Annotated in this window: 10 protein-coding genes and 2 pseudogenes; 4 read left to right on the top strand and 8 right to left on the bottom strand. The window is 70.0% G+C overall.

The genetic code is table 11. The features are described 5' to 3' along the window. Positions 1 to 62: 62 nt before the first annotated feature. Entirely contained in the window at positions 63 to 1,076 is a 1,014-nt protein-coding gene (locus tag QRX50_RS17630; RefSeq protein ID WP_285973020.1) for a GlxA family transcriptional regulator, read from the top strand. Between the two features lie 222 nt (positions 1,077 to 1,298). Continuing rightward, on the top strand, positions 1,299 to 2,231 hold the full coding sequence (locus QRX50_RS17625; protein WP_285973019.1) for an MBL fold metallo-hydrolase: 933 nt from the start codon (positions 1,299 to 1,301) through the stop codon (positions 2,229 to 2,231). Between the two features lie 3 nt (positions 2,232 to 2,234). On the opposite strand, the gene QRX50_RS17620 is transcribed toward QRX50_RS17625, so the two are convergent. Further along, on the bottom strand, positions 2,235 to 3,161 hold the full coding sequence (locus QRX50_RS17620; protein ID WP_285973018.1) for an AraC-like ligand-binding domain-containing protein: 927 nt from the start codon (positions 3,159 to 3,161) through the stop codon (positions 2,235 to 2,237). 149 nt (positions 3,162 to 3,310) lie between these two features. Between QRX50_RS17620 and QRX50_RS17615 the strand changes: the two are divergent. Further along, a pseudogene (locus QRX50_RS17615) lies at positions 3,311 to 4,186 on the top strand (aldehyde dehydrogenase family protein); the annotation flags it as partial. A 67-nt stretch (positions 4,187 to 4,253) separates the two neighbouring features. Further along, positions 4,254 to 4,757, top strand: coding sequence for an aldehyde dehydrogenase family protein (locus QRX50_RS17610; protein WP_285973017.1), 504 nt, complete (start codon positions 4,254 to 4,256; stop codon positions 4,755 to 4,757). 75 nt (positions 4,758 to 4,832) lie between these two features. Here QRX50_RS17610 and QRX50_RS17605 read toward each other — a convergent pair whose 3' ends face one another. The 7 genes and pseudogenes from QRX50_RS17605 to QRX50_RS17575 all read right to left on the bottom strand — a co-directional run bounded on the left by QRX50_RS17605 (position 4,833) and on the right by QRX50_RS17575 (position 11,860). Continuing rightward, on the bottom strand, positions 4,833 to 5,837 hold the full coding sequence (locus QRX50_RS17605; RefSeq protein WP_220243623.1) for an ABC transporter substrate-binding protein: 1,005 nt from the start codon (positions 5,835 to 5,837) through the stop codon (positions 4,833 to 4,835). Between the two features lie 16 nt (positions 5,838 to 5,853). Beyond that, entirely contained in the window at positions 5,854 to 6,675 is an 822-nt protein-coding gene (locus QRX50_RS17600; protein WP_434533281.1) for an ABC transporter ATP-binding protein, read from the bottom strand. 12 nt (positions 6,676 to 6,687) lie between these two features. Continuing rightward, entirely contained in the window at positions 6,688 to 7,734 is a 1,047-nt protein-coding gene (locus QRX50_RS17595; protein ID WP_285973016.1) for a FecCD family ABC transporter permease, read from the bottom strand. Continuing rightward, the gene (locus tag QRX50_RS17590; RefSeq protein WP_285973015.1) at positions 7,731 to 8,750 is read right to left on the bottom strand and encodes a FecCD family ABC transporter permease; all 1,020 of its coding nucleotides are present in this window, start codon (positions 8,748 to 8,750) and stop codon (positions 7,731 to 7,733) included. Before QRX50_RS17590 ends, QRX50_RS17595 begins: the two co-directional genes overlap by 4 nt. A 206-nt stretch (positions 8,751 to 8,956) precedes the next feature. Further along, a pseudogene (locus QRX50_RS17585) lies at positions 8,957 to 9,375 on the bottom strand (histone-like nucleoid-structuring protein Lsr2). A gap of 57 nt (positions 9,376 to 9,432) precedes the next feature. Then, on the bottom strand, positions 9,433 to 10,089 hold the full coding sequence (locus tag QRX50_RS17580; RefSeq protein WP_353074123.1) for a GNAT family N-acetyltransferase: 657 nt from the start codon (positions 10,087 to 10,089) through the stop codon (positions 9,433 to 9,435). Between the two features lie 130 nt (positions 10,090 to 10,219). After that, complete coding sequence (locus QRX50_RS17575) at positions 10,220 to 11,860, bottom strand: phospholipase C (RefSeq protein WP_285973014.1); 1,641 nt, start codon at positions 11,858 to 11,860, stop codon at positions 10,220 to 10,222. Positions 11,861 to 11,901 lie beyond the last annotated feature (41 nt).

The following is an 11,901-nucleotide window of genomic DNA, read 5'->3' as shown; positions in this document are numbered from 1 at the left end:
GACGGGCGGTGAGTGGCAGTGAAGCCGTTCACCGATGAGATCCTGCCAGCTACGGTGGAGCCGTGCGGAAGATCGCGCTGGTGCTGTTCGACGGGGCCCGGCTGTTCGACACGGCGGTGGTCGACGAGGTGTGGGGCGCGCGCAGCGGGCCCGGTGCCGAGCTGCGCCGGTGCGCGGCCACGAAGGAGCCCGTGGAGCTGGCGGGCGGGGCTGTGCTGAAACCCGAGCGGACGTTCGCGTGGTTGCGCACGGCGGACGTCGTCGTGGTGCCGGGCCTGGCGAACGTCGACGCCGAGCCCGCGCCGGAGCTGCTGGCCGCGTTGCGCGCCGCGCACCGGGCCGGAGCGCAGGTGGCGGGATTGTGTCTGGGCGCGTTCGTGCTGGGTGCGGCCGGGTTGCTGGACGGACGACCGGCCGCCACGCACTGGCGCTTCACGAGCGAGCTCGCGCGGCGGCATCCGTCCGCCCAGGTCGACCCCGGCGTGCTGTACGCGGGCGGCGCCGGCGTGTGGACGTCGGCGGGCGTCGCGGCCGGCATCGACCTGTGCCTGCACCTCGTGCGAATCACGCAGGGCGCGGACGTCGCGGCGGCGATCGCCCGGGCCATGGTCACGGCGCCGTTCCGCTCGGGTGGGCAGGCGCAGTTCATCACCGTGCCCACGCCGCCCCGCGACGAGGAACCGCTGGCCGCCGTGCGGGAACGCGCGATGCGGGAGCTGAGGCGACCGCTGACGGTCTCCGAACTGGCGAGCTGGGCGGCGATGTCCGAGCGCACGTTCGCGCGCCGGTTCGTGGCCGAGACGGGCACTACGCCGGTGCGCTGGCTGCTGGATCAGCGCATCGCCCGGGCGCAGCAGCTGCTGGAGAGCTCCGACCTTCCGGTCGCCGCGATCGCCGGCTGTTGCGGGTTCGGCTCACCGGTGTCGTTCCGGCAGCACTTCACCCGCCACGTCGGCGTCGCGCCCAGCCGCTACCGCACGGATTTCCGGCCGGCGACGGCGTCAAGCGCCGCGAGCAGTACCGAAGTTCTGAACCGCGCCCACGAACTGGTCCGGAGCAAGTTTCACGACAAGTGACCACCTCGTCACCAAAAGTCGCCGACCTGAGGGAACCCCGAACCGGAGGTATGGTCTGCTCGTCGGCATAGGGAGGCGCCGACCGGGGCTGTGCGATGTAGCACACGGTGGGCTCGAAGCCTGCTGACATACGCCCACTTGGTCTATACCATTCAAATGTCAGTGATCCACTACCCTGCGGTGGTCCGGGATCACGGCGGCGCAGCCCACGAGGGGGACCCCATGCCCGCCATCAGGCGAAACATCGTGCCGCTCAGGTACTCCGACCCGAGCGTGGTCGCTTACGTCCGCAGTCCGACCGACTGGCTCGTGTCCAACTGCGGCTGGATCCGCGGCCGGTCCGGCGTGCTGCTGGTCGACACGTGTGGCACTGAGCGGGACACGCTCGACCTGGTCAAGGACGTCCGCAAGTACTCGACCGTCGAAATGCCGCTCACGCTCGTGCTCACCCACGCCCACGGCACGCACCACAACGGCGCCGGCGTGGCGTTGCGCAACGGCGGGCGCATCCTCGCCGCCGAGTCGGCCGTGTCCGCCGTGCGGGCGGGGCCGCAGCGGTACGAGGACACGTTCGACTACAAGAACTGGGGCACGCTCGAAGCGCCGAAACCCGAGGCCGTGCACGCCGTCACCACGCCGCGCGAGGTCGACCTCGGCGGGGTGGTCGTGGAGGTCGTGCCGTTCCCCGGCGTCGCGCACACCGACGGCGACCTGGTGGTGTTCGAGCAGAAGACCGGCACGCTGTTCACCGGCGACCTGCTCTCCGTCGGCTCCACGCCGATGGCGCTGCACGGCTCGATCCCCGGCTGGCTCGACGCGCTTTACTGGCTGGACAAGACTTTCCCGACCGTCCGCACGTTCGTGCCCGGCCACGGCGCGCTCAGCCACCCCGGCAGCTTCCCGGTCGCCGTGCTCCGCACGTATCTCAACTGGCTGCTCGACGCGACCACCCCGGAAACCCCCGACTTCGCCGAGCTGGCCACGATCGCCCGCCGCCGCTGGCCGAACTGGAGCAATCCCGAACGCCACGTCGGCAACCTCATGCGGGCGCACGCCGACCAGCACGGCCGTCCGCTTCAGGAGAAGACGGCATTGCGCGCGATCCTCGACGCGGTGGGCGGGAAGATCGACCTCGACGCGCGGCTGGGCCGGTAAGCGCTAAGACCCGGTCATCCGCCGCCGCAGCCCCGAAGGCGTCACCCCGTACTCCGCCCGGAACGCCCGCGAAAGCCACGGCTGGTCCGTGATCCCCCAGCGCGCCGCCACGGCCGCGATGCTGCGCCCCGCCAGCAGCGGGTCGGTCAGATCGCGCCGCACGGCCTCGAGCCGCAGCTTGCGGACGGTGCCACCGAACGTCTCGCCCGAGTCCTCGAACAGCCGGTGCAGCGAGCGCGGCGACATGTGCAGAGCCACGGCCACCGCGGCCGGCGACAGGTGCGGGTCGGGCAGGTGCACGCGGACGTGGTCGAGCACGCGCTCGCGCAGTGCCAGGTTCGCGTGGCCCGCCGGGAGGCCGGCGCCGCTGCCGAGCGTGGCCGCGAGCAGCGCCACGGCGGCCTCACGCAGGCGTACCGGTGAGCCGTCGGACAACTCCTCGCGCTGGTCGAGCGTGCTGCGCAGGCAGGAGGCGAAGACCTGGCCCACGCCGCTGCCGGTGATGAACGGGCGCTCCATCATCGCCTCGAGAGCGGAGTCCGGCAGGCCGAGCGCCTGGCGCGGAAAGGTCATCACCGCGCAGCGAAACGCCCCGCGCATCGTCAGCTGGTACGGCCGCCGCAAGTCGTAGAGCGCGAAGTCGCCCACCTCCAGCGGCACCCGCCGCCGGCCCTGCTCCACGAGCGCGCCGCCGCGTTCGATCAGGCAGATCTTCAGCAACTCGACGGTGCCCGTCCGGACCGTGCGGGAGGTGCGGCGAACGATCTGCGTGGTGCCGCGGACGTCGTAGATCCCGACGTCACCGAGCTGCACCGCGTCGAGAGTGCCGAGCGGGAGCAGGCCGTCCTGGCGTTCGGCGTACAGCCCGGCGAAAGCCCCGGCGAGCTCGTAACTCCACGCGTCGGCCTGCGAGCTTCGTCCCATCAGCATCTTCCAGGTCGTTCTGGGTGCAGTCGAGCCAGCATACGCCGAGGAACAACAACTCTGGCGCGCTACGACAACTGTTGTGTAGAGCTTCGGTCCACCCTGTGGTTCGCGCCGCAACGGGGCGGCGCTGAAGTGGCCGAGGAGTTTTGCAGGTGAAGCACGTACACGACGCGCTGTTCATCGGCGGCGAATGGATCGCACCGTCCACCGACGCCACCATCACCGTGCTGTCGGCGAGCACGGAGGAAGCCATCGGGCAGGTTCCGGAAGCCGGACCCGCGGACGTCGACAAGGCCGTGGCCGCGGCTCGTGCCGCGCTGCGCGACCCGCAGGGCTGGGCCCACTGGGAGCCGGCGAAACGCGCAGACCTCCTCGACCGCTTCGCCGCGGTGATGGCGGAGCGCAGCTCGGAGTTCGCCCAGCTGGTGAGCGCCCAGAACGGCATGCCGATCGTGAGCCCCGCGATGCAGGCGGAGACCGGTTACCCGGCCGGGCTCCTGCAGATGTAGGGCGGGATCATCCGCGAGCAGCCCGTGGAGGAGATCCGCCAGGGCGCGTTGGGCGGCAAGGCCGTGGTCCGCCGCGAACCGGTCGGGGTCGTCGCGGCGATCGTGCCGTGGAACTTCCCGCAGACGCTACTGTTCTTGAAGCTCGCTCCGGCGCTGGCGGCCGGCTGCTCGATCGTCGTCAAGCCCTCGCCGGAGACGGTGCTCGACACCTTCCTGCTCGCCGAGGTCCTCCAGGACCTGGACCTGCCGCCGGGGGTCGTGAGCATCGTGCCGGGTGGCCGCGAGCTCGGTGCGTACCTGGTGAAGCACCCCGGCGTGGACAAGGTCACGTTCACCGGCTCGACCGTGGCGGGCCGCGCGATCGCGTCGGCGTGCGGGGAATTGCTGCGCCCGGTCACGCTGGAGCTGGGCGGCAAGTCGGCCGCGATCATCGTCGATGCCGCGGACGTCGCCGGGAGCGTCGAGGGCCTGTTCGGGGCCACGATGATGAACAACGGCCAGACCTGCTTCCTCGGCACCCGCGTGCTCGCGCCGCGCAGCCGCTACAACGAGGTCGTGGACGTGCTCACGGACATGGCCTCGGGCCGTGATCGGCGACGCGCTCGACGAGCGCACCACGATCGGCCCGATGGTCAGCTCCGCCCACCGCACCCGCGTGGAGGGCTACATCGCGAAGGGCAAGGCCGAAGGCGGCCGCGTGACCACCGGCGGCGGCCGCCCCGACGGCCGCGACGTCGGCTGGTTCGTGGAGCCGACGATCTTCGCCGACGTGGACAACTCCGCCACGATCTCACGCGAGGAGATCTTCGGGCCCGTGCTGTCGGTGATCCCCTACGCCGACGAGGCCGACGCCGTGGCCATCGCCAACGACTCCGACTTCGGGCTCGGCGGCACCGTCTGGACCACCGACCCCGACCGCGGCATGGCGGTGGCGCGCCGGGTCGAGACGGGCACCATCGGCGTCAACACCTATCTGCCCGACCCGGTCGCGCCGTACGGCGGTGTGAAGGCCAGCGGTATCGGCCGCGAGCTGGGCCCGGAGGCGCTGGGCAACTACCAGCAGTTCAAGACGATCTACCGCGGCGCCTGACGCCACAACCGAGCCGGCCACCCCGGGATCGCGCCGGGGAGGCCGGCTCGGTGTCGCGGCTCTCGGCAAAAGCGGTCAGCCGAGGTACTTCTTCAGGTCGTCGAGCACGTGGTCGGCGCCGATCGGGCCGAGACCGAGGAACCACACCTCGTCGGAGACCCGAATGGCGTGCTGCGACTTCACGGCGCTCAGACCGGCCCACAGCCCGCTGCTCGTCACGGCCTTCTCGTCGGCGTTCGGGCCCGCGCCGTAGCTGGAGTAGAAGATCCAGTCGCCGTTGGCCTCGTCGATGCGCTCACGCGAGATCTGCTTGGCCAGCTCGTTGATGTGCTGGTTGTCCGGCCGCTGCAGGCCGACGTCCTTGAAAATCACACCGATGAACGACAGGTCGCCGTAGATCCGGATGCCCGTGGAGTGGAAGCGCAGCAAGGAGATCTTGGGGTTGCCCTTGATCCCGGCCTTCACCTCGTCGGCCTTCTTCTGGTACGCGTTCAGCGCCGCCACGGCCTTGTTCTCCTGGCCCAGCGCCGCGCCCACCAGCAGCAGGTTCTCCTTCCACGGGAAGCCCGGGCGGATGCTGAACACCGTCGGCGCGATCTTCGACAGCTGCGGGTACAGGTCGTTGGCGCGCAGCTTGCTGCCGAGGATCAGGTCCGGCTGCAGCGAAGCGATCTTCTCGAGGTTGAGGTTGTCGGTGTTGCCGATCGTCGGGATGCCCTTGGCGCGGTCTGCGAGGTAGCTCGGCACCCCGGTCTGGCCGGCGGTGGTGGCCATGCCGACGGGCGTGACGCCCAGCGCCAGCACGTCGTCGAGCTCACCGCTGTCGAGCACGACCACGCGGGTGGGCGCCTTCTCGATCTTCGTCTGACCCAGCGCGTGGGTGACCGTGCGCGGGAAGACGCCAGGGCCGACGTCGGCCTTCAGCTTGGCGGTCTCGGTGTCGGCGGTGGAGAACAGGCGGCCGCCGGTGGCGACGTCCTTGTCCCCCACACCCGAGGTGGTCGTGTTGGCGGGCTGGCTGCACGCGCCCAGGAGCGTGGCGGCGGCGAGGACGCCGACGACCTTGGTCCATCTGGCCATCGTGGGATGTTCCTTCCTAGGGCTGGGTGGTGGGGGCAGCGGCGCGGTGGCGGCCGATCGGGACGACCATGGGGGTGCCGGACACGGGATCGGCGATGATCCGGCAGGGCATGCCGAACACGTCCTCGACGAGCTCGGCGGTGAGGATGTCGCCGGGAGCGCCCTCGGCGGCGATCGACCCGTTTTTCATGGCGATGAGGTGATCGCCGTAGCGGGCCGCGAGGTTGAGGTCGTGGAGCACGATCACGACGGTGGTGCCGTCGTTGTGGTTGAGGTCCGCGAGCAGGTCGAGCACCTCGACCTGGTGGCTGATGTCGAGGAACGTCGTGGGCTCGTCGAGCAGCAGCAACGGAGTGCGCTGCGCGAGCGCCATCGCGATCCACACGCGCTGGCGCTGCCCGCCCGAAAGCTCGTCGACGGGCCGGCCGGCGAGCTCCACGGTGTCGGTGGCCAGCATCGCGCGCGCCACGGCGTCGTCGTCCTCGTCGTTCCAGCGGCGGAACACGCCCTGGTGCGGGTAGCGGCCGCGGCCGACGAGGTCGGCGACCGTGATGCCCTCCGGCGCCGTCGGCGACTGCGGCAGCAGGCCGAGCACCCGCGCGACGTCCTTGCTGCGCAAGGAGGAAATGCGCTCGCCGTCGAGGAACACCGCACCGGCCGAGGGTGCGAGCAGGCGCGCCAGGCCGCGCAGCAGCGTCGACTTACCGCACGCGTTGGTCCCCACGATCATGGTGACCTTGCCCTCGGGGATGCGCACCGAGAGGTCCTTCACCACGGTCACGGGCCCGTAGCCGAGCTCGAGACCTTCGGTGTACAGGGTGGGTGTCGTCGGTTTCACGCGCCTTCTCTCTCAGACTCGGCCGGCCCGGTTCGCCGTGGCGAGGAGGTACAGCAGGTACGGCGCGCCGACAGCCCCGGTCACGACACCCACCGGCAGCTGCGTGCCGAGCAGGTGCTGCGCGACGAAGTCGCCGAGCAGCGTCACGAGCGCACCGGTGAGGGCGGGCGCGACGAGGCCGACGCGGGCGCCGCCCACGAGCCGCGTCGCCACGGGGTTCGCCACGAACGCCACGAAGCTCACCGGTCCGGCCGCCGCCGTGGCGAACGCAGCGAGCGCGGTGGCGACGAGGAGCAGCAGCAGGCGCATGCGTTCCACGCGCAGGCCGAGCCCGGCCGCGGTGTCGTCGCCCAGCTGCAACCCGGTGAGCGCGCGGCTGAGCAGCAGCGCCGCCGGGCCGAGCACCACGAGGGCGATCGCGAGCGGCACGACCTTGTCCCAACTCGCGCCGTTGAGGTTGCCGGTGAGCCACACCAGCGCCTGCTGCGCCAGCGTCACGTCGGCCCACGTCATCAGGTACGACACGATGCTCGCGAGCACCGCGCCGACCCCCACGCCGATGAGCACGAGCCGGTAGCCGTTCACGCCGCCGCGGCGCGAGAGCACGTAGATGATCACGCCGGTGAGCAGCGCGCCGACGAACGCGGCGGCCGAGAGCACCGGACCCGACACACCGAACAGAACCAGGCAGATCACCGCGGCGGCGCTGGCCCCCTGTGTCACGCCGATCACGTCGGGGCTGGCGAGCGGATTACGCAGCAGGCGCTGGAAAAGCGCACCGCCGAGTCCGAACGCGACACCCACGAGCACCGCCGCCACGGCGCGCGGGAGCCGCAGCTCCGTGACCACGTAGGCACCGGCACCGGTCCCGTCGCCGAAGAGGATGCCGGGCAGCTGTCCCAAGGGGACGTTGAAGTCACCGACGGCCAGCGACAACGCGAAAACCGAGACCAGCAGCACGAAGACCACGATCGACACGAGCCAGACCCGCGCCGCACCCCGGCGGCGGGCGGCCGAGACCGCCTTCAGCGCGTCGGGGAGCGCCTGCGGCGGCTTCACACCTTCACCAGCTTCCGGCGCCGCACCAGCACGATGAACACGGGCGCGCCGATCACGGCGGTCACGATGCCCACCTGCACCTCGGCCGGGCGCGCGATCACGCGGCCGATCACGTCGGCCACGAGCAGCAGCAACGGCGCCAGCAAAGCGGAATACGGCAGGAGCCACCGGTGGTCGGGCCCGGTGATCAGCCGCGCGACGTGCGGCACGGTCAGCCCGACGAAGGCGATCGGGCCGGCGATGGCCGTCGCCGATCCACAGAGGACGACCACGGCGAGCGCGCAGATCGCCCGCGCCACAGCCACGTTCTGCCCGAGCGCACGGGCGACGTCTTCGCCCAGCGCCAGCGCGTTGAGCATCCGCGCCGCCACCAGCGCGAGCACCACGCCGACCACGATGAACGGCACGGCCTGCGTGATCGTCGACGCGTCGCGCCCGGTCAGCGAGCCCACCTGCCAGAAGCGGAACTGGTCGAACGTGGTGGTGTCGGTGAGCAGCAGCCCGCTCGTCACGGACTGCAGCGCCGCCGTCACCGCCGCGCCCGCGAGCGCCAGTTTCACCGGTGTGGCACCGACTCGGCCGAGCGCGCTGATCCCGTAGACGACCACCGCGGCGGCGGCCGCGCCGGCGAAACCGAACCAGACGTATCCGGTGACGGTAGTGATACCGAGCGTGCTGATGCCCAGCACCACGAACAGCGCGGCGCCCGCGTTCACCCCCAGCAGGCCCGGATCGGCGAGCGGATTGCGCGTGGCGCCTTGGATCACGGCTCCGGACAGTCCCAGTGCGACACCCGCGAGCACACCCACGAGCGTGCGCGGCAGCCGCAGCTCGTGCACCACGAGGTGATCGGGATTCGCGGCGTCGTAGTGGAACAAGGAGTCGAGGACGGTGCCGAACGACAGCCCGCGCGATCCGACGGCGATGCTCAGCACGGCGGCGAGCACGAGCGCCACCAGGAGCACCACGAGCCCCGCCGTCAGCGAGAGTGTTCTCGGGCGGGCTCTCTCGGCCACAGTCGGTTACCTTCACTCACAGGACATTTAGGCTTGGCTACCCTACCCCGGGCGCGGCGCCGCTGTCGTGTGGCCATCACCACGGTCGTCCCGTGTCATCAGTGCTACACCGCCGGGTGATTTCACCATGCTGGGCGAAACTTCCCCGCGAACGCCGAAAGGGGTCCGTCACCGCGGTGACGGACCCCTTTCACGGCAAGCTCAGCTCAGGCGTTGGCCTTCTTGCGCGGCGCGCGCTTGCGGGCCGGCTTGGCGGGAGCCTCTTCGACCTCGTCGATTTCGTCTTCACGCTCTTCGTAGGCCCGCACGATCTCCGCGGGAGCCGGCCCCGGTCGGAGACGTTGAAGCCGTTGGCCTCGGCCCACTCCCGCATGAGGCGGTTGCGCTCCCGATCGGCGGCGGACGACGTCGCCCTCGGCGCCTGCCCCGCGGCCATGCGCACCTTGCGCCCGCCGACACGGCGGGACGCGGTGACGTAGCGCGCCAGCTCATCGCGAAGCGCGGCGGCGTTGTCTTCGGACAGATCGATCTCGTAACTCACACCGTCGAGGCTGAAGGGGACGGTCTGATCGGCAATGCTGCCGTCGATGTCGTCCACCATCTCGACGTGAACCTTCTGCGCCATGGTTCGTCGTTCCTTCACCTTCTACAGGACGTGCCTGGGGGAACCCTATCGTGTCGACTAATGTCGCGCGGTGCTGGACACCCATTCCTCTCTGGACAGCGCGTACTCGACATCGCCGTGTTCCGCGCCTTCCAGGTATTCCGGCCACTCGAGGAAGAAGGTGCGCACGAGCCCGAGCCCCGCCTTCTCAAGCACCCGCCGGGAACGGGTGTTGACCGCCATCGTCGTCGCGACGACCCGCGCGGCACCGAGTTCGGCGAATGCCTTGCGGAGCACCGCTTGCAGCCCTTCCGTCGCGAACCCACGCCCCCACACCGCGGGCCGCAGGCGGTATCCGACTTCGGTACCGCCGCGGTCGAGACCGCGGCTCGTGGCCGGCCGCACCGAGAACCACCCGGCGAATTGGTCCGTCTCCGCAATTACGGCCGCGAAACAACCGTGTTCCGCGGGCAACGTCCGGTATTCCGCCAGGATCTCCGGAAGTGTCTCGCACTCCACGACTTCGCGCGCGATGGGCCGCCCGTCTTCGACGAAGCGCATCACCACGGCATCACCGTGCAGAGCGGCGAGCGCGCCGGCGTCTGCGGGCGTGAACCGGCGCAGCCGCAGTCGCGGCGTTTCGGTCCACGTCGACATGGCGGCGATTCGATCAGTGCGGGGGCCCTCGGCGCAAGGGGCATTCCCGGGTTGTGACCTGGCGGCGGAAATCGCCACCGGAATGGCACTGCCCGCACGGCTGCCTTCGCCGTGCCGCACTGCCCCCGTGACGGCCGAAGGCCACCGGGTTCGGAAACCCGGTGGCCTTCGGAACTGGGTACTACTGGTGTTCGGTCCTACGCGGTGTTCAGTGGTGCCCGTTCTTGACGACTGCACCCGTCTTCGGGTCCAGCGGGAGCTTGCCCGCCTGCGGCCACCAGAAGTTGAACATGTTCCACAGCCCGCCGGCGCGGGAGTCGAACGACGAGCCGCCGACACGACCGGTGAACCAGTTGTCCTCCACGAACTGCAGCACGGAGGTCTGGTCGGTGCGGGTGTGGTCGACGAAGTTCACCTTGCTGTAGGGCGAGATGACCTGCAGCGGCAGGCGCGGGCCATAACCGCAGCGGTCCGCGGTCGTGCCCAGCTTGGTGCTGGTGCCGGTGCAGACCGACTGGTCCTGCGCGGCGTCCTTCGACCCGTTGATGATCGTGGACTTCTGGTGGTCGTACCAGCCGTCCGAGTCGTCGTAGGCGAGGACGATCGCGGTGGACCGCCACTCCGGCGACTGCTGGATCTTGTTGATTTCGCTGACCACGAACTGCTGCTCGTCGAGCGGGTCGGAGTTGGCCGCGTGGGCGTCCTCGTAGGCCGGGGCCTTGAGGAAGCTCACGGCGGGCATCGAGCCGGCCTTCAGCGAAGCGTCGAAGTCGGTCATGTCGTACTGGTGGTTGGCCTGGTCGGTCTGACCGATGGCCTGCACCGAGGTCGGCGGCAGGTGCTTCGGGTTCGACGTCGACTTGTAGTACTGGAACGGCTCGTGGTGGGGGCTGTAGTCCACCACGGGGATGCCGCCCACGTTGTTGTGCTGCGCACCGCAGACCGCGAACCCGTTCTGGGTGCCGGTCGGCTTGAAACCACCCTGGAACCAGCCCCAGGTCACGTGGCGCTGGTTCAGCATGTCACCGATGTTCTTGCCCTGCATCGAGGCGAGGTTCTCGGTGGCGGTGTGGTTCTTGTCCGAACAGTCGTCGTATGCCGGGTCCGGGTCGTTGATGACCGTGCCGATCCCGTTCTTGTCGGGGGAAACGACGGCGTACGAGTCGGTGGTCGGCTGGTGCGTCACCGAGGTGAGCGCCTGCGCCCCGCCCGTCTGGCCGGAGATCAGGTTCAGCGCACCGGGGGACGACGGGCCGAAGGTCGTGTTGTAGGAGTTGTCGCTCATCGCGTAGTTCTGAGCGTAGTTCCACAAGCCGGTGACGGTGTTGCCGTCGTAGTAGTCCATGACCAGGCCCGGCTCGCCGAAGAGAATCGGCTGCCCCGTGCACTTGTCGGTCTCGGTCTTCTCGACGAACTTGTCCATCTTGCCGCCGTTGAACGCCGCCTGCTCAGCACCGTAGCTGTGGTTCTGGTCGCAGGTCAGCGCCTGGCCGGGGGAAAGGCGCTTCGGGTCGTAGGCGTTGGGGTTGTTGGTCAGCAGCTTCTTGTCGAGGCCGTTGACCTTCGGGGTGTTGCGCGCGGCCTTGAACGGCGTGCCGTCCTGGTTGGTCGCGTTGGGGTAGGTGCCGAAGTAGTGGTCGAACGAGATGTTCTCGCCGAAGATCACCACGACATGCTTGATCGGGGTGAGCGTCGGCAGCCACGACGCCGGCAGCGTGTGCAGCGCCTGGGCGTCGGCGGTCGACGCCGCGGAGCCGGTGACGATCGCCAGCGCGGCGGCCGAAGCGAGCGCTCCCGCGCCGATCAGCCGGCGTGAACGGCGACGCCGTCTGCCGATTCCTTTGTCCACTGGGGAATCCTCCTGATCTCGGTGACCTTGTGGTGGGAATT

The organism is Amycolatopsis sp. 2-15 (genome assembly GCF_030285625.1).
Taxonomy (GTDB): domain Bacteria; phylum Actinomycetota; class Actinomycetes; order Mycobacteriales; family Pseudonocardiaceae; genus Amycolatopsis; species Amycolatopsis carbonis.
Note: the sequence above shows the minus strand (reverse complement) of the source record. Positions and strands in the feature narration are given on the sequence as shown.

Bases quoted from the DNA above. Each gene is read 5' to 3' on its own strand.
- QRX50_RS17605 (WP_220243623.1), bottom strand. From the start codon at position 5,837: ATGGCCAGATGGACCAAGGTCGTCGGCGTCCTCGCCGCCGCCACGCTC.
- QRX50_RS17620 (WP_285973018.1), bottom strand. From the start codon at position 3,161: ATGCTGATGGGACGAAGCTCGCAGGCCGACGCGTGGAGTTACGAGCTC.
- QRX50_RS17625 (WP_285973019.1), top strand. From the start codon at position 1,299: ATGCCCGCCATCAGGCGAAACATCGTGCCGCTCAGGTACTCCGACCCG.